Below are 18,359 nucleotides of genomic sequence, written 5' to 3'. Positions count from 1 at the left end.
CTGGGCTGGCTTGTCACCAACCGTTGCCATGGGTCGCCAGATCGCCTCGAGATTGCATGGCCGAAACGAAACCAAAAGGCGGGGTCTGATGATGGACGTCATGAAGAAGCCCGCCGATCCAGGATCGGCGGGCTCGTTCAGGACCGTGTCTTTGGATTTTGGCCAGGAACTACTTGGCGTCCTTGGCGGTGTCGCTGACGGCGGCGCCCGCCGACGAGACGTCCTTGCCGGCGCCCTCGACGGTGTTACAGGCGGCGACGGTGAGGCTCGCGGCGATCGCGGCCAGAATGATGAGCTTGCGCATGGGTCTTCTCCGGTGATCGCCCGAATGGGCGTCTAAGGTATTGCCCCTCTTGAACGTGGGGCTCCCGCCTAGGTTCCGGCGGCGGCGGGCTCGGCCGGCGGCGCTTCCGGAGTCGGGAACACCAGGCGCACCAGCAGGCCGCCGGCCGGCGAGGTGTCGAACAGCAGCTTGCCGCGCAGCTGCCGGGCGAAGGCGGTCATCAGGGTTCGGCCGACGCCCTCGACCGGCCCCTTGGGCGCGCCCGGGCCGTCGTCGCCGATCGCCAGCTCCGCCTGCTCGCCACGGACGAAGAAGTCGACGGTCAGCGTGCCGCCGCGTTCGGCCAGGGCGTGCTTCTGGGCGTTGGTGATGGCTTCGACGGCGAACAGCGCCAGGGGCGCCAGGCGGTCCGGGTCGATGACCAGCGGATCGGCGTGGACCTCGGTGCGGATCGCCCCGCCGCTCGACATGTCCCCGGCCAGCAGCAGGGCGGTCAGTTCCTCCAGGAACGGTCGCAGGTCCACCCGCTTGAGGTCGGGGCCTTGATAGAGCGCGCGGTAGATCTGGGCCAGGGCGGTGATCCGTTGGCGGGTGTCGTTCAGGGCGGTGCGCGCGGCGGGATCGGTCAGGGCGCGCTGCTGCATGTTCAGCAGGCTGGAGATGATCTGCAGGTTGTTCTTCACCCGATGGTGAATCTCGCGCATCAGCGCGTCCTTCTCGCCCAGGCTGTCGCGCAGGGAGGCGTCACGGGCGACGATGCCGGCGGCCATGTCGTCCAGGGTGGCGGCCAGCTCGCGAATCTCGGGCGGCGCGCGCTCGGCCTGCAGGGGCCGCACGGTGAACCGGCCCCGGGCGTAGATGGCCGCGACCCGCCGCAGATAGACGATCCAGCGGATCACCGCCTGCTCGGTGGCGTAGAGCACCGCCGCCAGGGCCAGGACGAAGGCCAGCAGCGGCGCCAGCAGGCGCAGCATCGGGTTCAGCCAGGCCCACGAGGCCAGGCCCGGGGCCTTGGCCGACAGGATCACGAACACCTCCTGCCCGACCAAAGGCGCGGCCGAAAAGTCCCGCGGACGGTCGTCGGCGTCGCGACCCGACCACAGCGCCGAGCCGCTCCTGAGGGTCTGGTCCCGCCAGGCCGTGGACGGCGTTCCGAAGGCTCGCCGGTTGGTGGCCGCGAACACATGGCCTTCGGAATCGGCCAGGGCCACCTCCGCCCCGCCCGGCAGATAGCGGTTGGCGGTCTCGGGCTGGATGGTCGACAGGGTGAGCACGGCGGCCATGGCCCCGTCGAAGCGGCCATCGCGCTTTTCGGCTCGAACCGCGGTCAGGACGGCGGGCTCGTCGGCGTAGGTCACGCCGGGGATGCTGGCCACCACCATGTGCGACCCGGCGGCGAGACGCTGGAACCACCGCCGATTGGCCCGCATGGCGTCGGGCGGCGTCGTGGCGGCCGCGCACGACACCCGGCCATAGGCGTCGAACCGGATCAGATTGGCGTAGCCGGGCAGGCGCTGCTTCACCGTGTCCAGGCGCTGGGTGCATTCCAGCCCGACGGAACCCGGTCCGAGGGTCTGGAGCAGGACGCCGGCGGCTTCGATGCGGGCGCGGGCGATCGCGGCGCTTCGGCCGGCCGCCAGTTCCAGGCTCTGGCGGCGCGAATCGGCCTCCGCCTTGAACGCGAAGACCGATTGCAGCACGCCGAGGATCAGAACCGGCAATAGGGCGAGAAACAATGCGCCGGCAAGCCGGACCCGAATGGACCCGACCGCTCCGGCTCCTCGCCTGGGGAGGGGCTTCACCGCAGGGTGCTCAGTCTCTCCGCGTCGGCCAGGATGGCGTACATGGCGTCGCCGGCGGCGGCGCCGTCGCGGTCATAGGCGCCGGCCTCGAGGATCGCCTGCAGGGCTCGCCGCGCCCGGCTGACCCGGCTCTTCACCGTACCCACGGCGCAGCCGCAGATCTCGGCGGCCTCTTCGTAGGCGAAACCGCCGGCTCCGACCAGGATCAGGGCTTCGCGCTGTTCCGGCGGCAACATGGACAGGCTGAGCCGAAGTTCGTCGAGGGCGACCGGCGCCTCGGGGTCGTCCACCGCCACCAGGGTGCGTTCGGCCGCCTCCTGGTCGAGCTGGCTCTGACGCCAGGACCGGCGCTTCTCGGAATAGAACTGGTTGCGCAGGATCATGAAGGTCCAGGCCTTCATGTTGGTGCCGAGCTGGAAACTGGCGCGGGCGTCCCAGGCCTTCATCATGGCGTCCTGCGCCAGATCGTCCGCCGCAGTCGGGTCGCCGGTCAGCGTACGGGCGAAGGCGCGAAGATGCGGAATCAGCGTGACGAGCTCCTTCTTGAAGGTCTCGTCACGGGCCGGATCGAACGGTGACCGGCCAACTTGCGTTTCGCTCATGCTCAACGCTCTCCCGAAGGCGTTTCGGCCTTGCGCAGGATGTCCAGAAACTCGTCGGGCACCGGCTCGTTCACCACTTCGTCGAACATCTGACGAAGCTTGACGCCAATAGCCTGCTGGCGAAGCCGCGCCTCGTCGAGCGCGGCCGCCCCTTTGCGGTGATCTTCCATGGGTACGTGTTCGATCATGTCCTCGACGCCGACAAGACGCGGCGCCCGCCCCCTTTGGCCGAATGAGTGTACGCCGGATGACAACGTCGGATTCCCTATGGGGTTCCACAAGCTTGAGCATATGATGGCAAAATTGTTATCGCGCCGGAAGCCGCCATGGAACCGGCGTCCAAGGGTCGCGTTTATGTTCGGATAGCCAAACGGCGTAGCTTTGCCGCACCGCAGGCTTTTTTTGTATCCGAAGACACTCACACGGGAGGGGTCATGAGTCTTCTTGCCCGGCTGGCGCCGCACTTGCCTTACGTTCGTCGCTATGCCCGCGCGCTGACCGGCGACCAGACCACTGGCGACCACTATGTTCGCGTCGCCCTCGAAGCCCTGGCCGCTGGCGAACGATCGCTGGATGTCAACTTGTCGCCGCGGGTCGCGCTGTATCGCGTGTTCCATGCGATCTGGTTGTCTTCGGGCGCTCAGTTGGAGGCTCGGCGCGATGATGTCGCCAACGCAGCCGACGACGCTTCGCAGCGCCTGATGCGGATCGCGCCGCGGTCGCGCCAGGCCTTCCTGCTTACCGCTCTCGAGGGCTTCACCCCCACGGAAGCCTCGCAGATCCTGGATTGTGATTTCGCCGAGGTCGAGCGGCTGATCGCCGAAGCCCAGGCCGAAATCGACGCCGAACTCGCTACCGAGGTCCTGATCATCGAGGATGAGCCCGTGATCGCGGCCGACATCGAAGCGCTCGTCAAGGAACTGGGTCACGACGTGATCGACATCGCCGCCACCCGCGGCGAGGCGGTCGATGCGGTGACGCGCCGTACACCCGGACTGGTGCTCGCCGACATCCAGCTGGCCGACGGCTCGTCTGGCATCGACGCCGTCAAGGACATCCTGGCCCGCCTGGACGTGCCGGTGATCTTCATCACCGCCTTCCCTGAGCGACTGCTGACCGGCGAACGCCCAGAGCCGACGTTCCTGATCACCAAGCCCTTCCAGCCGGAGACGGTCAAGGCGGCGATCGGCCAAGCGCTGTTCTTCCACCCGCGCCGGACGCAGAAGGCGGCCTGATCCCGCCCCTTGCCGAACTCAGGTGCGAAACGACAAGGCCCCGGTTTTCACCGGGGCCTTTTTCTTGAACGCGACATCGGGGCCGTGACGTCAGGCTAGCTGGAGGGCGTTTGCTTCACCGGCGCCTGACCGGTGGAATAATGCTCGGCTTCCTGAGTGGTCGTCGCGCCGCGCGTGTGCTCGACCCGGGCGATATCGCCCGAGCGCAACCCCCAGGCCCCGAACAGCGCCGCGGCGGCCAGCACGGTTGAGATAACCAGCACCCAGAAGACATGCTTGCCCCAGCGACCTTGGCGAGCGCGGGTTGCGTTGACGGCGGGATGAGGGTGTTCGAGGTCGGCGGGCATCTCATAGCCTCCTTAGCGGGCGGCGGAATAGACTCCCGAGCCGGACTTCACCGGGCCGCTGGGAGCGAGGTTGTCGTTGAAGTGCTGGAGAACGCCCGCTGACGCCGCTATGGCGACGATTACCGCCAAGGCCATCATCCGATTGCGCTGGACTCTCCGCCGACGCGTTCGCGCGCTGTCGAAGATCGGTCCACCATGCTCGGCTTGATAGGTGCGGATCACGAACGTTGCTCCCCTGTGCGAGGCCAAGGTGGCCTTCGGGAAATCAACGTGTCGTTCTCCGCGCCGTTCCCTCCGGCCTCTCCGAGGTCGCGGGGACCGGCCGCGAAAATAATCGCGGCATGGGCGAAAAAAGTTTCGGGCGGCGGGAACCGCTCTTGGGGCGCGACGTTTTTGAATTGCGGAGGCGGCGACGCCCCCCCGACTTGAGGCTGGTGAAAGCCAGCCTGCCGCCTCCGCACCCTATCCCTTGTAAGGCCTTTCGGCGGACCCCATCGGATCCGCCTTTTTCATGCGCGCTTGCGGAAAATCTCCGCTAGCGCAACTTTCCGTCCAGATCAAAACGGATGTCGGCCTGCCGCCGCAGGGGCCGGTTCTCGCCGTCGTTGGTCATGGCGCCGGCGTCACCCGCAGCCCCGACATCGAAAGCTACGTTGCTGTAGCCCATCTTGTCCAAGGCCCGCGTCACGACCTCGGCGCGCTGCTTGGACAGCGCCAGGTTGGCGTCGGGAGCGCCGACCGCGTCGGCCAGGCCCACGACCCTCACCGAGGCGACCTTGCAGCCCGTGGCCAGGGCGTCGGCGCCCTTCAGCACCGAGCGCGCCTCGTCGGTTAGCTGGGCCGAGCGGCTTTCGAAATAGATCTGGACTGAGAAGTCTTCGCAGCTCGGAGCCATCTGCACGATCTGGGACCGCGACTTGGGTCCGGGATGGCTCACGCATCCCGCCACCAGCCCCCCCAGGACCGCCACGCCGATTATCGCCCGTCCGATCGTCTTCATCTTGCCCTCTCTGACGCCACGGCGCGCAAAAGGCGGCCGACGCGCGCCGACCGCCTTTACGAGGGTTCGGCCTGGCCCGACTTAACGGGGGCTGCCGTCTTCCCAGTAGTAACGACCGCTACGCGAGTCGTAGTAGTAATACCGTCCGGCGCGCTCGTCATAGTATTGACGGCGATTGACGTTGGTGGCGCCGCAACCGCCGTCCTCGCGGCAGCCCTTCACGGCCCCGACGGTGCCGCCCAGGGCCGCGCCAACCGCCGCGCCCGTAGTGGCGCTGCCGCCGCCGACATTGTTGCCGACGATCGCGCCCGCCAGGGCTCCCAGGGCCGCGCCGCCGGCGGCGTTGCGTTCGGTGTTGCCGGTGGCGGTGCAAGCGCTGGCCAGCACGCCGACGCCCAAGAGGGCGATCAAGGTCTTGTTCATCGTGGCTCTCCGTTCGAGCTTGTCCCACGCTGCAAACGAGCCGCGCGGCTCAACGGTTCCGGGAACCCCAGCCAAGCGCCGCCGTTTGTGGTCTCGAACCTTCCTTGCGCATTCGCGCTCCCTGGAATCCTGCATGCGTGTGGAAGTCGTCACCAACATCGCTTCCGGTTCGGTGGGCCGGGAGGCTCCGGCCCAGGCCGAGGCCATCCTGGCCGAACACGGAGTCACCGGACGAGTCCACGCCCCCGGCGAAGGCGAGCTGACCGCCTGCCTGCGCGACGCCCTCGACTCCCGGCCCGACGCCCTGCTGGTGGTGGCCGGCGACGGCACCGCCCGGGCGGCCGCGGAGATGGCCGGCCCCGACGGTCCCATGATCGCACCCTTGCCGGGCGGCACCATGAACATGCTGCCCCACGCCCTGTACGGCGCCATCCCCTGGCCAGAGGCCATGGCCAACTGCCTGAAGAGCGGCCAGGAACGGATGATCTCCGGCGGCGAGATCAACGGCCGGCTGTTCTTCGTCGCCGCCATCCTGGGCAGTCCCGCCCTGTGGGCCGAGGCTCGCGAGGCGGCGCGGGCGGGGCGAGCCGACCTGGCGCTGCTGCGCGCCCGCCGGGCCATGCGCCGCGCCTTCTCCAGCCGGCTGCGCTACGTGCTGGACGGCCGCCCCAAGGGCAAGACCGAGGCCCTCAGCCTGCTCTGCCCCCTGGTCTCGGCCGATCTGCACGCTGACGAGCAGGCCCTGGAGGCCGCCGCCCTGGATCCGGCCGGGGCGCTGGACATCTTCCGCCTTGGGGTCAACACCGTGACCGGCAACTGGCGCAACGACCCGTCGGTGATCGTCGGCCGCTGCCGGATCGGCAAGGTCTGGGCCGGGGGGCGGATCCCGGCCATCCTCGATGGCGAGCCGGTGCGGCTGGACGACGCCGTTGCCATCCGCTTCCGCCCCAAGGCTTTCCGCGCCCTGGTTCCCGCCCCATGAGACCGCTCAAGCTGGTCCAGGTGTCCGACATCCATTTCGGTGGCGAGCACAAGGCCGCCGTCGAGGCGGCGGTCGAGCGCATCCACGCCGAACGACCCGACCTTGTGATCGCCGCCGGCGACCTGACCAAGGACGGCAAGGTCGAGGAGTTCGACGCCGCCCAGGCCTGGCTGGACCGCCTGCCGGGCCCGCGACTGGTCACGCCGGGCAATCACGACACGCCGTTCGCGGGTCCTCGCGAGATCCTGACCCGGCTGGTCGCGCCTTGGCGGCGGTATGAGGACCGGTTCGGTGAGCGGATGAACAGCGACTGGGACGACCCGCGGGCCACCGTCGTCACCCTCAACTCGGCCCGCGCCTTCCAGTTGCGGCTGAACTGGTCGAAGGGCGCGGTCTCACGCCGCCAGGTCCGCGAGGTCTGCGCCGACCTGAAGGGCGCCGCCCCCGGGGCCTTGAAGATCGTGGTCTGCCACCATCCGCTGATCGAGATGCTCGGCGGGCCGATGACCGCCCGGGTGCATGGCGGCACGGCGGCCGCCCAGGCCTTCTCCCACGCCGGGGTGGACCTGGTCCTGACCGGCCACATCCACGCGCCGTTCGTGCATCCCTATCCGTTCTCGGACGGCTGCACCCAGGCGGTCGGCTCGGGGACGCTGTCGGTGCGCGAGCGGGGCGTGCCGCCCAGCTTCAACCTGATCGAGGTTGACGATGTCGACATCCGCATCACGGCCCTGGCCTTCGAGCGCACCCAGTTCGTGACCTTCCGGACCTGGTCGGTTCCGCGGCGCTGCGTACCCAAGGGCCCAAACGAAAGCGGCGCGACCGAGGTCGCGCCGCTGCAGGTCTAGACAGCCGAGGCTGGTTAGGCCGGCTCGGGATAGGTCCAGGCCGCGCCCTGGCCCTTGGCCGCGGCGAACTGGGCGTCGGCGAACGTCCAGTTGGGCAGGACGTCGAACCAGGCTTCCAGGAAGCCCTTCCGGTTGTTCTGGTGGTCCAGGTAGTAGGCGTGCTCCCACAGGTCGCAGACCAACAGCGGGGTGACGCCGGGCTTGGTCAGGGTGTCGTCGGCGTCGTGGGTCGAGAGCACCACCAGCTTGCCCTCCTGCACGGCCAGCCACACCCAGCCCGAGCCGAAATGGCCGACGCCCTCGGCGACGAACTTTTCCTTCAGGCCCGCCAGGTCGCCGAACGCCTCGTTGATGGCGGCGGTCAGCTCGGCCGACGGCGCGGCCTTGTCGGCGCTCATGCAGTCCCAGAAGAACGCGTGGTTCCAGGCCTGGGCGGCGTTGTTGAACACCTTGCCGGGGCCGGCTTCGCGGATCACCGCTTCCAGCGGACGCTTGTCGCCTTCCGGCAGCAGGCCGTTCAGCGCGTTCACATAGGCCGCGTGGTGCTTGTCATGGTGGAAATGAAGCGTGTTGGCCGAGATGGTCGGCTCCAGGGCTTCATAGGCGTAGGGCAGGTCGGGGAGTTTGAACATGATCGCTCCAGGGCAAAACGCCCCCGGAAGATGGGCCGGGAGGCCCAGAAAACCAGAGGCGGGAAAGGCTCGTCTTGTCGATTGTCGCTAGTTGTCGATTGTCACTAGCGCGGCGGCGGTTTCTGCGAATCCAGCAGCGCCTTAGCGACGATCGCAGCCAGCGCGGGGTTGCGGAAGGCGATGATCCCCGCCGCCAGGCCGGCGCCGACGGTGAGGATCGGCCGATCCTTGACCATTTCGATGGCCTTTTCAGCAAAGGCGAAAGCGTCCGGCGCAGGTGCGGGTCGGGCCTTTTCCTCGGCCTTGAGCGCGGCCAGCAGGCCGGCCAGCCCGACGATGGCGGCGGCGACCGCGGCGACCACCGCCGCCGCGCCGGCGGCGCCGAGATGGGGCTGCAGCACCGCGAACAGCGCGAAGGCCGCGGCGAACACGCTCACGGCAGCGGCCGCGGCGATCGCCGCGGCCGCTGCCAGCGTCGTCAGGGTCTTGCCAAAGATCACTTGTCGCGGCCGCCGCGGTTTCCGGCCAGCAGCAGGCCCAGCAGGACGCCGACGCCGAGGCCGGCGAGGGTGGCCGTGATCGGCCGCTCGCGGACCCGCTCGCTGACATAGCGGCCAGCCTCGTCGACCGATTGGCCGGCGGTGTCGGTATAGGTGCGGGTCTGGGCGCGCAGGGTCTCGAGACCCTGGGTCAGGGAGGCTTCGATGCGCTTGGCGGCGTCGGCCAGGTTGGCCTTGGCCGCGGCGGCGGCCTCGCCGAAGTTGCCGCGGGCGGCGCTGGCCGCCTCGCCGAAGCTGCGCTCGGCATGGTCAAGAGCCGCGCCGGCGTTCGACGAGGCCTTGTTGGCTTCCTTCAGGGCGGGATTGAGGGCGTTATCGGGCATGATGATCTCCGGTTCGCGGCTCGACTTTACGGGGGGCGGGCAGCTGCAAAGCTGCGCCCGCACAACGCGAAGCCGAGGCGACGAGTTCCATTGTAGCCTCAAGGTTTGAGCTTCACCACAGGGGATCTTCGGCGCGGGGCGGCGGGCGTCGCCTTTATCGATCTCGCGCGTCAGGCGAACCCGGTCTATGGTCGAATCATGGACGATGCGGGCGCAACGCTGGCGGACGATCACGAGGCGCGACGGCTGCGCGCCCTCGACGCCCTTCACGCCTTTGACGGCGACCCGGCCGACCCCCGGTTCGATCGAATCGTGCGCTTGGCCTCGCGGCTGTTCGGCGCGCCGCGGGCGGCGATCCGCCTGGTCGGCAAGGACCGCGTCTGGCTGAAGGCCAAGGTCGGTTTCGGTCATATCGAGGAGCCGCGTCCCGCCGGCTTGGCCGAACGGATGCGCGAAAGCGGCGTGGTGGCCCATCCCGACCTCGCCGCCGATCCCGACCAGACCCTGCGCCCCTGGTGCGCCGACAGCCGCTTTTTCGCCTGCGCGCCCCTGAAGACCGCTTCGGGCGAGATCGTCGGCCTGCTGACCGTCGAGGATCCCGCGCCCCGGGAGACCGTCGAACCCGGCCTGGCCGACGCCCTGGCCGACCTGGCCGCCCTGGCGATGGAAGAGCTGCTGCACGACGCCGAGACCGCCCGCAACGTCGCCGAGCGGGCGCTGGACAGCGAACGGATCGCCCTGGCCCTGCACGCCGCCAACCTGGGCGAGTTCGTCTGGGACATGGCGACCGACACGGTGCGGGTCAGCGCCCGGATGGCGTCGATCACCGAAGTCCCCGAGGGCGTGGCGCCGGCCGAACGCGGCGAGGCGCTGTACGGCTTCATCCATCCCGACGACCGCGAGATGGTCCGCGAGGAGGTCGAGGCTCAGCTGAAGGCCCAGGGCCGCTACGAGGTCGAGTTCCGCCGCGTGTCGTCCGATCCCCACCGGGTGATCTGGAACCGCGTGGCCGGGCTGCTGGTCCGCGACGCCGACGACAGGCCGTTGCGGCTGATCGGCGTGGTCCAGGACGTTACCGCCCGCAAGGACGCCGACGACCAGCGCGAGAACCTGCTGACCGAGCTGGACCACCGGATCAAGAACATCCTGGCCGCCGTGCAGTCCGTAGCCGGCCAATCGGCCCGCAAGGCCTCGTCGCTGGATGGTTTCCTTAAGGCGTTCAACGGCCGGCTGAAGGCGATGAGCTCGGCCCACGACCTGCTCAGCGCCGCCCGCTGGCGCGGCGCCACCCTGGCGCGGATCGCGGCGGCCGAGCTGGGCGGGCTGGCGCCGAACCAGACGCGCTGGGACGGGCCGGAGCTGTTCCTGACGCCGCGCGCGGCGGCCGCCCTGTCGCTGACCCTGCACGAACTGGCGGTCAACGCCGTCAAGTACGGGTCGCTGTCGGTCGAGAGCGGCCGGGTCGAGGTGGTCTGGCGCGTGGCGCCCGGCGGCGGCTTCAATCTGGAATGGCTGGAGACCGGCGGGCCGATGACCTCGCCGCCGGAGGTGCGCGGCTTCGGCATGACCCTGATCGAGGACGTGGTCGGCCGCGAGCTGGGCGGGCGGGCCACCGTCGAATACAAGCGCAGCGGCGTGACGGCGATGATCCACGCCGCTCCCGACGCCCTGGTCGACGAGCCCGAGCCCGACGAGCCGGCCGCCGCGCCAGACCAGCGCATCGTCGAGACGGTGGGCGGCGGCGACGACACCTTCAGGGCCGGCGATATCGCGGGCCTGAGGGTGCTGATCGTCGAGGACTCGCTGCTGCTGGCCATGGAGCTGGAGGCGGGGCTGGAGGATTCCGGCGTCGAGGTGGTGGGCTGCGCGGCGGAACTGCCCGAGGCGCTGCAGATGCTGGAGCTGACGTTCGACGCCGCCGTCCTGGACGCCGACCTCAACGGCCAGTCGGTGGCCCCGGTCGCCGAGGTGCTGCGCCGCGAGGGCCGCCCGTTCGTGTTCGCCACCGGCTACGCCGACAAGGCCGCCCCGATGGGCTTCGACGCCCCGATCGTCCGCAAGCCCTACAACGTCCACCAGATCGCCCGGGCCCTGGCCTCGGTGACGGGGCGGTAGGGGCTCCATCACTTTCGGACCGCTTTTCGAAGATCCTCCCCCTGTGGGGGAGGCGATCGCGCAGCGATCGGTGGGGGGAGTTTTGAGATCGAAGATCCGGGTTGCGGCCATCGGCCGATCACTCCCCCCTCCGTCGCCCCTTGGGCGACACCTCCCCCACAGGGGGAGGATGTGATGGGCACGGCTTGGCCGCCTCACGCGATCTCCCGCTGAAGGTATGGAAAGGGACGCGGAGCGCCGGACATCGTCCGGAGTTCTTTGATAAATACCGTTTCGACGAAGCCGATCGCTCCGCGCGCTCGTTATCCGCCAGCGTCCGGTGGGCAGCCCTGTTGAGGCTTAGCCGGACCCGGTCTCGATCCCTTTCGGGAGAAACCGGACGCCGGGGGCGCGGGCCTATGGGCATACTCGCGCTTTGTCCCCGTTCGACGCCGACGGCGGGCGGGCTTCCCAACGATGGAAGGCCCCGGACACGCTGGAGTAACCCCCTCCAGCCCAGTCCCGCTCGATCGCCCCCCGCCGCCGCATCGGTCGCTGGCCATGCGCCCTTTCCATGCAACGAGGTGGGGTCAGGATAAGGGAGGTTTGAAGGGTGAGGACAGATTGGGGTCGAGAAAGTTCAGGGCGTTGATTTTGCTCGTGTCTGTCGCCGATAGGCCAAGGATAAGCGCACGACTGGGGACGCGCCCTTGCGGCGTGTCCCCGACAGGGAGGTGGGGATACGCACTCACCGCAAACACCCTGCCCGTCCGGCCGACGCCTTGCCGTGAGTGCGCGTCCCCGGCCTCAGTCCGGCAGCCCTTCGAACACCTCGAGGCCCTCCGGGATCACCGCCCAGTCGGGGCGGCCCTTGGCGAAGATCGCCATGGTGGGGCGGAACAGCGAGGGATCGTCCAGTGAGCCGGCATAGATCGTGTGGGAGTCGGTCTGGCCCACCGGCCCGCCGAACACCAGGCTGGCGCAGGTCGGGCAGCTGTTGCGCACCGCGTCGCTGCCCCGCGCCGAGACGCAGGTGAAGGTCCGGGTGGGCGCGCTGAAGGTCAGGTCGGCGGCCGCGAAGGCCATGAACGGGATGAAGCCCGAGCCCGAGGCCTTGCGGCAGTCGGCGCAGTAGCAATGACCCATGTACAGCGGCTGGCCGCGGGCCTCGTAGCGCAGGGCGCCGCACAGGCAGCCGCCGGTGTAGGGGGCGTCCGTCATCATACCACCCCCTTGGCCCGCAGGCCGGCGATCGCCTCGGCAGAGAGGCCGGCCACCGCGCCCAGCACCGCGTCGGTGTGCTCGCCCAGGGCCGGTCCCGGCCAGCGGACCCCGCCGGGGGTTTCGGACAGCCGGGGAAAGGCGTTCTGCATCTTCACCGTGCCGAACACCGGATGGGCGACCTCGACGATCGACTGGCGGGCGGCGAACTGCGGGTCCTTGAGCATGTCCGGCGCGCGATAGACCCGGCCGACGGCCAGGCCGGCGTCCTCCAGCAGCGGCAGCAGGGTTTCGATGTCGTGCTCGACGGTCCAGCCGGCGATGGTGGCGTCCAGCTGCAGCTGGCTTTGTCCCCTTGCCGCATGGTCGCGGTAGCGTTCGTCCGTCGCCAGTTCCGGCCGGCCCATGGCCTCGCACAGGCGCTTGAACAGGGTGTCCTGGTTGGCGCCGATCAGGATCAGCTCGCCGCTGCGCGTGGGATAGACGTTGGATGGGGCGATGCCGGGCAGGATCGCGCCCGACCGCTCGCGCACATAGCCCGACAGGTCGTATTCGGTGATCAGGTTCTCCATCACCGTCAGCACGCTTTCGTAGATCGCCGCGTCGACCACCTGGCCCTTGCCGGTCCGCTGGCGGGCGTGCAGGGCCATCATCACCCCCAGGGCGGCGTTGAGGCCGGCCAGGCTGTCGCCGATCGAGATGCCCGCCCGGGCCGGCGGCCGGTCGGCCTCGCCGGTGATGTGGCGCAGCCCGCCCATGGCCTCGCCGATCAGGGCGTAGCCGGCCCGATGGGCATAGGGACCGGTCTGGCCAAAGCCCGAGACCCGGGCCATGACCAGGCCGGGATTGGTGCTGGCCAGGTCGTCATAGCCCATGCCCCACTTCTCCAGCGTGCCGGGCCGGAAGTTCTCGACCACGACGTCGGCGGTGGCGATCAGGGCGCGGGCGACGTCGCGGCCCTCCGGGGCGCGCAGGTCCAGGGTCACCGAGCTCTTGTTGCGGCCGATCACCGGCCACCAGGGCGAGTGGCCCTTGGGCTTGGTGCGACCCCACTGGCGCATCGGGTCGCCGGCCTTGGGATCCTCCAGCTTGATCACCTCGGCGCCGAAATCCCCCAGCACCTGGCCGCAGAACGGGCCGGCGATCAGCGAGCCCATTTCGATGACCCGCAGGCCCTTCAGCGGCGCGTCGGCCATGCCGTTCCTTCCCCTGCGATCACGGAACCGATCACGGTCGCGTGAAGTTCTTATGCCACGTCGGCGCACGCGCGGCGCCCCGAACCATCAACGTTCTAGAAAAACGCGCAGGGAAAGAAAGCCATGACCCGTAAGCTTCTCATCGTCGGCGCCGCCATCGCCGCCCTCAGCGTCGCCGCCTGCGGCCAGAAGTCCGACGAGACCAAGGGCGCCGCCACCCCGGCCGAACAGGCCGCCACCCCCGACGCTAACCCGTCGGCCACCGTCCCGACCCCGTCCGACGAGACCAAGGCCGCCACCTTCGTCGAGAAGGCCGCCGCCACCGACATGTACGAAATCGAGGCCGCCAAGGTCGCCGCCAAGCGCTCGACCAACGCCCAGGTGAAGAAGTTCGCCGCGATGATGGAAAAGGCCCACACCAAGACCACCGAGGACCTGAAGGCCGCCATCGCCGCCTCGGGCGCGGCCCTGACCCCGCCGACCGCCCTGCCGGCCGACCTGCAGGACAAGCTGGATGACCTGAACAAGGCCGACGACAAGGACTTTGACAAGACCTATGCCGATGACCAGGTCGACGTTCACCAGGCCGCGCTGAACCTGATGCAGCGCTACGCCCAGGACGGCGACACCGCCGCCATCAAGGCCTTCGCCGCCGCCACGGCCCCGGCCGTGCAGGAACATCTGAACGAAGCCGAAGGCCTGAAGAAGGGCTTCGACAAGGCCGACTAACGCGCCTGGCTACGGAATCGCGTAGGCGACCGTCGCCTTGGCGGCGGCTCGCTCGCGCGATTCCGACCAGACCAGCACCTCGACCGTCGCGATCCGCCGGCCGAGCTTCAGCAGGGTCCCCTCGGCGTGGAGGTCGCCCGGCTTGGCGCCGCGCAGGAAATGGATGGTCAGGGACGAGGTCACCGCCATGGCCACCTCGCCGATATGGGCCAGGACCAGGGCGTAGGCCGCCACGTCGGCCACGCCCATCTGGGCCGGCCCGGAGATCAGCCCGCCCGGCCGCAGGGTTCGGCTGGCGAAGGCCTGGCGCACCAGCACCCGGCCCGGCTCGGCCTCGACCACCTCGGGACGGTGCGTCTCGGCCTCGGGAAAGGCCTTGGCCAGGAAGGCGTTGAGCGCCGCCGCGTCGAGCTTCAGCGTCGCGGGATCGGGCGCGGCGCTCACCTCAGTTCGACCTTGGTGGTGTTGTCATCGCCGTTGCGGTCGATGACCATGTTGTAGGGATCCACCCCCGCCGCCTTGGGCAAGGTCCTGGTCACGAAGGTCAGGGTCTGGGTCCCCGAGCGGATCGTCCGGCGTTCGAAGGCCACGACCTTGTCGGCGCCGAAGCCCTTCTTGCCCGGCTCCAGGGTGAACAGGCCGACGGCCATCGGCTCGCTCATCGGCGCCTCCTGCTCCTGGCCGCGGCCCTGGGCGTAGAGCTTCTTCGCCTGCACCGTCAGGGTGACGTCGTAGCGGCCGTCGGGCCGCTTGCGGGCCGTGGCCATGGTGGTCTTCAGGTCATAGAGGGTGATCTTCTCGAACAGGTCGGAGATCAGCGCCTGCTTGTCGGCCGGGGCGTGGCGGCGCAGGGCGGCGACCAGGTCCAGGGCGGTCGGATAGGGCGGGCCCTTGAAGGCGTAGGTCGCCAGCATCTCGCGCAGGGCGGCGTTGACCTTGTCCTCGCCGATCTCGTCGGCCAGCCGGTACATCACCAGCGAGCCCTTGTTGTAGTAGATGTAGGGCTGGCTTTCGACCTGGCGCAGCGGCAGCTCCTCGATCACCTCGCCGCCCCGGGCCCGCAGGTAGCGATCCAGCTCGTACTTCAGGAACTTGCGGATCATCGGCTCGCCGTAGGTCTTCTTCATCACCATCAGGGCCGAGTACTGGGCCAGGGTCTCGGACAGGGCCGCCCCGCCCTGCTGGTCGGCGCCGATCAGCTGGTGGGCCCACCACTGGTGGGCGACCTCGTGGGCCCCGACATAGGTGACCATGTCGATCTTGGTCGGGTCTTCGTACTTGGACACGAAGCCCAGGTTCTCGGACCATGGGATGGTGTTGGCGAACGACTGGGCGAAGTTCTCGTAGGCCGGGAACTCCAGGTAGCGCAGCTGGCGGAACTGGTAGGGGCTGAAGTTGGCCTGGTCGTAGTCCAGCGACCGTTTCATCGAACTGATCATCCGGTCGACGTTCCAGGCGTGGGCCGGGTGGTAGTAGACCGCCAGCTGGACGCCCTTGTAGGGCTCGGTCCGCACCGCGTAACGAGCCGACTGGATCGAGAAGAAGTGCAGGATCGGGGCTTCGGTCACGAACCGCGCCGTGCGCCGGTCGCCGGCCTTGCCGACCGGACCGCTCATGTCGGCCGACTCGCGCCAGATGCGCTCCGCCACCTTGTAGCCCGGGGCCATCGGCGTCTGGTCGGCGTCGGTGGTCACCGTGATGTCGGCGGTCACCCAGTCGCTGTCGCGGCGCAGGCCGTTGAACTGCCGCGAGGCGACGTCGCCCAGCCTCGCCGGCCGCAGCTCGGGCGGCAGGCCGTACTTGCGCCGCTTGCTGCGGTCGGTCAGCAGGCCGTTGCGGTCCATGCCCAGGGACGGGGCCAGCTGCTGGTCGTTGATGAAGGTCCCGTTGTCGACCATGCGGGTGTCGGGGCCGCTGTTGGGGAAGCCCAGGGCCACGCGGGCGGTGGTGAACGACATCGAGCGCCGCTCGCCCGGCTGCATCGGGGTGTCGAAGGCGAAGATCCGGTAGTTGAACCGCTCAAAGGTGCGCTTGGGCCGGGCGCCTTCGATCGACAGGGCCAGCACCTTCAGGTCGCGGTCGAAGCGGACGTGGATCTCGCGCAGCGGCTTGTCGGTGCGGTTCTCGATCTCGTAGACGCCCTTGGTGTCGATGCGCGGGGCGCAGGGATGGATGTCGACGTCCAGCTTGACCGCGGCGATCTTGGGCTGGGGCGTGTTCTCGAACGGCAGCAGGGCCTTCTCGTAGTCGGCCGTCCAGCGCTCGTTGCTGATCGTGGTGCGGTACGCGTTCCAGACGTTGGTGTTCATGTAGATGAAGGCGCCGACGCCGGCGAAGGTCAGCAGGGCGCCGGCGGCGATCAGGCCGGGCGGCCCCATCAGCCGGCGGGGCGCGGCGGCCAGGCGCGGCCACAGCCGGCTCTCGGTCCCGCGCCGCCACGACACGTGGCACAGCACCAGCAGCACCACCGCGAACGCAGCCCAGTAGAGGCGGAACCACCAGGCCCCGATCCAGAACCGGCTCAGGCCGTTGAAGTCGGAGATCGGCGCGACCGGCGCGCCGTCATAGAGGTAGAGGTTGTGCTCCAGCCCCCAGCTGGCGGCGACGATGGTGCCGATGATGTAGAGCACCATCAGGCCCCAGCCGATGAACTTGTGCGGCGACAGCACCTGGATGAACACCGCCAGGGCCGCCAGCAGGACGCAGTCGGCGGCCTGGGGCAGCACCCACCAGACCAGGTAGTTGACCAGCTCCAGGTGGGTGTAGCCCTTGATCAGCTGAATGGTCACCGCCACGGCCACCCCGGCCAGGAAGGTCGACAGCAGCACCAGGCTGATGGCCAGGGTCTTGGGGACCACGAAGGCCCAGTCGGGGATCGGGGTGACGTCGATCAGCTCGTGCGTGCGCCGGTCCTGCTCGCGCCAGACCAGCTCGCCGGCGTAGAACGAAGCGATGATCAGCGAAATGAACGGGAAGATGCCGTTCAGGGCCCGGATCATCGCCCGGGTCACCGGATAGATGGCGCCGCCATAGAGGCTGTCGTCGGCCACGCGCCACAGGTTGAAGATCGACAGGGCCGCGGCCAGGCCGACCAGCACCAGATAGGCCGGGCTGACGAACACCTGGCGGGCGTCCAGGCGCGTGCGGGCCCACAGCTGGGCCCAGCGGGACGGCGCGTCGAAGCGGGGGACGCCATGGACGACCTCGGTCGGGCGCGGCGCGGCGTCGGCCCCGGACTTGTCGCGCCGGACCCGGGTCGCCCCGTCGCCCTTGCGCAGGTCGAACAGCCAGTAGGCCGCGGCGACCAGGGCCAGGGAGACGCCGATCCAGATCAGCCGGTTGGCCAGCAGGTAGCCCGTCAGGGGCGGGATCTGGGTGTTGCGCTCGGCCGCCGTCCAGTAGCGCACCGCCAGGCCGTAGGCGCCGCCGCCGAGCGGCTCCCACAGCGCCGCCACCTTCTCCAGGCCGGGCTGGCTGAGCATGGAGCCGCTGATGAAAGTGGCCACCATGAAGGCGATGACGCCCACATAGGTCCACATCATCGACCGCGTGACGGTGGTCACCGCGAAAAAGGTCGCCGAGGTCAGCAGCAGCGACGGCAGGGCCAGGACGAAATAGGCGAACAGATAGTGGTTCAGCACGAACGGCCCGACGCTGTCGGGGTCGACCCACCACATCACCGCGCCCAGCGCCATGCCGGCGGGCGCGGCCAGGAACGACAGGGCCGTGGCGGCGAAGGCGCCGACGAACCGGCCGTACAGATAGTCGAACTTGGTCAGCGGCGTGGAGCGCAGGATGCCGTCGAAGCCGGTGTCCTCGTCGCGCACGATGATGTTGGCCACGAAGGCGGCCGTGACGAACATGTAGACCAGGGCGAAGAACAGGTTGGCGTTGGCGATCACCGTCGCCGCGTTCTTGTGCACATTGGCCGTGGAGCCCAACTGGACGATATTAGGCGCGGCGACCGTCGCGAAGGCCAGCAGGAAGAAGATGATCACCCCGACCCAGAACACGGGCTGGCGCGCCTGGTAGCGGAATTCGAAGGCGGCGACTTTTCCGAACATGCCCGCGCGCCCCGTTTC

At 69.2% G+C, this 18,359-nt stretch carries 20 protein-coding genes and 1 pseudogene; 6 read left to right on the top strand and 15 right to left on the bottom strand.

What is annotated here, in order from left to right; genetic code table 11:
* Positions 1–169: 169 nt before the first annotated feature.
* The 4 genes from G3M57_RS00520 to nepR all read right to left on the bottom strand — a co-directional run bounded on the left by G3M57_RS00520 (position 170) and on the right by nepR (position 2,875).
* Complete coding sequence (locus G3M57_RS00520; protein ID WP_056757999.1) at positions 170–304, bottom strand: entericidin A/B family lipoprotein; 135 nt, start codon at positions 302–304, stop codon at positions 170–172.
* A gap of 68 nt (positions 305–372) precedes the next feature.
* Complete coding sequence (gene phyK / locus G3M57_RS00515; RefSeq protein WP_280115556.1) at positions 373–2,085, bottom strand: sensor histidine kinase PhyK; 1,713 nt, start codon at positions 2,083–2,085, stop codon at positions 373–375.
* Entirely contained in the window at positions 2,082–2,687 is a 606-nt protein-coding gene (locus G3M57_RS00510) for a sigma-70 family RNA polymerase sigma factor (RefSeq protein WP_056758004.1), read from the bottom strand. Before G3M57_RS00510 ends, phyK begins: the two co-directional genes overlap by 4 nt.
* A 2-nt stretch (positions 2,688–2,689) precedes the next feature.
* Positions 2,690–2,875: an anti-sigma T factor NepR gene (gene nepR / locus G3M57_RS00505; RefSeq protein WP_028040104.1), complete on the bottom strand. Its 186-nt coding sequence runs from the start codon at positions 2,873–2,875 to the stop codon at positions 2,690–2,692.
* A gap of 246 nt (positions 2,876–3,121) precedes the next feature.
* Here nepR and phyR point away from each other — a divergent pair, with 246 nt between their 5' ends.
* Positions 3,122–3,922 (top strand): anti-anti sigma factor/receiver protein PhyR, encoded by an 801-nt coding sequence (gene phyR / locus G3M57_RS00500; protein ID WP_056758006.1) that lies wholly within the window; start codon positions 3,122–3,124, stop codon positions 3,920–3,922.
* 95 nt (positions 3,923–4,017) lie between these two features.
* On the opposite strand, the gene G3M57_RS00495 is transcribed toward phyR, so the two are convergent.
* The 4 genes from G3M57_RS00495 to G3M57_RS00480 all read right to left on the bottom strand — a co-directional run bounded on the left by G3M57_RS00495 (position 4,018) and on the right by G3M57_RS00480 (position 5,692).
* Positions 4,018–4,269 (bottom strand): hypothetical protein, encoded by a 252-nt coding sequence (locus G3M57_RS00495; RefSeq protein ID WP_056758011.1) that lies wholly within the window; start codon positions 4,267–4,269, stop codon positions 4,018–4,020.
* Between the two features lie 12 nt (positions 4,270–4,281).
* Positions 4,282–4,491 (bottom strand): hypothetical protein, encoded by a 210-nt coding sequence (locus G3M57_RS00490; RefSeq protein ID WP_230983736.1) that lies wholly within the window; start codon positions 4,489–4,491, stop codon positions 4,282–4,284.
* Positions 4,492–4,804: 313 nt separating this feature from the next.
* A complete protein-coding gene (locus tag G3M57_RS00485) occupies positions 4,805–5,269 on the bottom strand; it encodes an OmpA family protein (protein WP_056758016.1) in 465 nt (154 codons plus the stop codon).
* An 81-nt stretch (positions 5,270–5,350) separates the two neighbouring features.
* Positions 5,351–5,692 carry a glycine zipper domain-containing protein gene (locus G3M57_RS00480; RefSeq protein WP_028040099.1) on the bottom strand — a complete coding sequence of 114 codons (342 nt, stop codon included), beginning with the start codon at positions 5,690–5,692 and terminating at the stop codon, positions 5,351–5,353.
* 133 nt (positions 5,693–5,825) lie between these two features.
* Between G3M57_RS00480 and G3M57_RS00475 the strand changes: the two genes are divergently transcribed.
* The gene (locus G3M57_RS00475; RefSeq protein WP_056758019.1) at positions 5,826–6,674 is read left to right on the top strand and encodes a diacylglycerol/lipid kinase family protein; all 849 of its coding nucleotides are present in this window, start codon (positions 5,826–5,828) and stop codon (positions 6,672–6,674) included.
* Entirely contained in the window at positions 6,671–7,522 is an 852-nt protein-coding gene (locus G3M57_RS00470; RefSeq protein ID WP_056758021.1) for a metallophosphoesterase family protein, read from the top strand. The genes G3M57_RS00475 and G3M57_RS00470 overlap by 4 nt, the downstream gene beginning before the upstream one ends.
* Positions 7,523–7,536: 14 nt before the next feature.
* On the opposite strand, the gene G3M57_RS00465 is transcribed toward G3M57_RS00470, so the two are convergent.
* From G3M57_RS00465 to G3M57_RS00455, 3 genes are all read right to left on the bottom strand, one after another.
* On the bottom strand, positions 7,537–8,154 hold the full coding sequence (locus G3M57_RS00465; RefSeq protein ID WP_056758024.1) for a superoxide dismutase: 618 nt from the start codon (positions 8,152–8,154) through the stop codon (positions 7,537–7,539).
* A gap of 104 nt (positions 8,155–8,258) precedes the next feature.
* Positions 8,259–8,654, bottom strand: coding sequence for a hypothetical protein (locus tag G3M57_RS00460; protein WP_028040095.1), 396 nt, complete (start codon positions 8,652–8,654; stop codon positions 8,259–8,261).
* The gene (locus G3M57_RS00455) at positions 8,651–9,037 is read right to left on the bottom strand and encodes a hypothetical protein (protein WP_056758028.1); all 387 of its coding nucleotides are present in this window, start codon (positions 9,035–9,037) and stop codon (positions 8,651–8,653) included. The genes G3M57_RS00460 and G3M57_RS00455 overlap by 4 nt, the downstream gene beginning before the upstream one ends.
* Before the next feature lie 198 nt (positions 9,038–9,235).
* On the opposite strand from G3M57_RS00455, the gene G3M57_RS00450 reads away from it, so the two are divergent.
* Both G3M57_RS00450 and G3M57_RS27290 read left to right on the top strand, forming a co-directional pair.
* Positions 9,236–11,152 (top strand): HWE histidine kinase domain-containing protein, encoded by a 1,917-nt coding sequence (locus G3M57_RS00450; protein WP_163228351.1) that lies wholly within the window; start codon positions 9,236–9,238, stop codon positions 11,150–11,152.
* 217 nt (positions 11,153–11,369) lie between these two features.
* Positions 11,370–11,494, top strand: a pseudogene (locus G3M57_RS27290) (hypothetical protein); the annotation flags it as partial.
* Between the two features lie 444 nt (positions 11,495–11,938).
* Here the strand turns inward: G3M57_RS27290 and G3M57_RS00440 are convergent.
* Together G3M57_RS00440 and G3M57_RS00435 are read right to left on the bottom strand one after the other, a co-directional pair.
* On the bottom strand, positions 11,939–12,352 hold the full coding sequence (locus G3M57_RS00440) for a GFA family protein (RefSeq protein ID WP_230983735.1): 414 nt from the start codon (positions 12,350–12,352) through the stop codon (positions 11,939–11,941).
* Positions 12,352–13,548, bottom strand: coding sequence for a CaiB/BaiF CoA transferase family protein (locus G3M57_RS00435; RefSeq protein WP_056758036.1), 1,197 nt, complete (start codon positions 13,546–13,548; stop codon positions 12,352–12,354). Before G3M57_RS00435 ends, G3M57_RS00440 begins: the two co-directional genes overlap by 1 nt.
* Before the next feature lie 123 nt (positions 13,549–13,671).
* Here G3M57_RS00435 and G3M57_RS00430 point away from each other — a divergent pair, with 123 nt between their 5' ends.
* Positions 13,672–14,277 (top strand): DUF4142 domain-containing protein, encoded by a 606-nt coding sequence (locus G3M57_RS00430; RefSeq protein ID WP_056758040.1) that lies wholly within the window; start codon positions 13,672–13,674, stop codon positions 14,275–14,277.
* 9 nt (positions 14,278–14,286) lie between these two features.
* Here the strand turns inward: G3M57_RS00430 and G3M57_RS00425 are convergent, their stop codons facing one another.
* Positions 14,287–14,721: a PaaI family thioesterase gene (locus G3M57_RS00425; RefSeq protein WP_056758043.1), complete on the bottom strand. Its 435-nt coding sequence runs from the start codon at positions 14,719–14,721 to the stop codon at positions 14,287–14,289.
* Positions 14,718–18,341 (bottom strand): ABC transporter permease/M1 family aminopeptidase, encoded by a 3,624-nt coding sequence (locus G3M57_RS00420; protein WP_163228350.1) that lies wholly within the window; start codon positions 18,339–18,341, stop codon positions 14,718–14,720. Before G3M57_RS00420 ends, G3M57_RS00425 begins: the two co-directional genes overlap by 4 nt.
* Between the last annotated feature and the right edge of the window lie 18 nt (positions 18,342–18,359).

The sequence above is a fragment of the Caulobacter rhizosphaerae genome (assembly GCF_010977555.1).
Taxonomy (GTDB): domain Bacteria; phylum Pseudomonadota; class Alphaproteobacteria; order Caulobacterales; family Caulobacteraceae; genus Caulobacter; species Caulobacter rhizosphaerae.
The sequence above is the reverse complement of the archived record's forward strand: the minus strand, read 5'-3'. Positions and strand labels throughout refer to the sequence as shown.

Coding starts and splice junctions, on each gene's coding strand:
- G3M57_RS00420 (WP_163228350.1), bottom strand. CDS start 18,341: ATGTTCGGAAAAGTCGCCGCCTTCGAATTCCGCTACCAGGCGCGCCAG.
- G3M57_RS00470 (WP_056758021.1), top strand. CDS start 6,671: ATGAGACCGCTCAAGCTGGTCCAGGTGTCCGACATCCATTTCGGTGGC.
- G3M57_RS00430 (WP_056758040.1), top strand. CDS start 13,672: ATGACCCGTAAGCTTCTCATCGTCGGCGCCGCCATCGCCGCCCTCAGC.
- G3M57_RS00455 (WP_056758028.1), bottom strand. CDS start 9,037: ATGCCCGATAACGCCCTCAATCCCGCCCTGAAGGAAGCCAACAAGGCC.
- G3M57_RS00495 (WP_056758011.1), bottom strand. CDS start 4,269: ATGCCCGCCGACCTCGAACACCCTCATCCCGCCGTCAACGCAACCCGC.
- G3M57_RS00475 (WP_056758019.1), top strand. CDS start 5,826: ATGCGTGTGGAAGTCGTCACCAACATCGCTTCCGGTTCGGTGGGCCGG.
- G3M57_RS00465 (WP_056758024.1), bottom strand. CDS start 8,154: ATGTTCAAACTCCCCGACCTGCCCTACGCCTATGAAGCCCTGGAGCCG.
- G3M57_RS00520 (WP_056757999.1), bottom strand. CDS start 304: ATGCGCAAGCTCATCATTCTGGCCGCGATCGCCGCGAGCCTCACCGTC.
- nepR (WP_028040104.1), bottom strand. CDS start 2,875: ATGATCGAACACGTACCCATGGAAGATCACCGCAAAGGGGCGGCCGCG.
- G3M57_RS00510 (WP_056758004.1), bottom strand. CDS start 2,687: ATGAGCGAAACGCAAGTTGGCCGGTCACCGTTCGATCCGGCCCGTGAC.
- phyR (WP_056758006.1), top strand. CDS start 3,122: ATGAGTCTTCTTGCCCGGCTGGCGCCGCACTTGCCTTACGTTCGTCGC.
- G3M57_RS00440 (WP_230983735.1), bottom strand. CDS start 12,352: ATGACGGACGCCCCCTACACCGGCGGCTGCCTGTGCGGCGCCCTGCGC.
- G3M57_RS00435 (WP_056758036.1), bottom strand. CDS start 13,548: ATGGCCGACGCGCCGCTGAAGGGCCTGCGGGTCATCGAAATGGGCTCG.
- G3M57_RS00480 (WP_028040099.1), bottom strand. CDS start 5,692: ATGAACAAGACCTTGATCGCCCTCTTGGGCGTCGGCGTGCTGGCCAGC.
- G3M57_RS00450 (WP_163228351.1), top strand. CDS start 9,236: ATGGACGATGCGGGCGCAACGCTGGCGGACGATCACGAGGCGCGACGG.
- G3M57_RS00485 (WP_056758016.1), bottom strand. CDS start 5,269: ATGAAGACGATCGGACGGGCGATAATCGGCGTGGCGGTCCTGGGGGGG.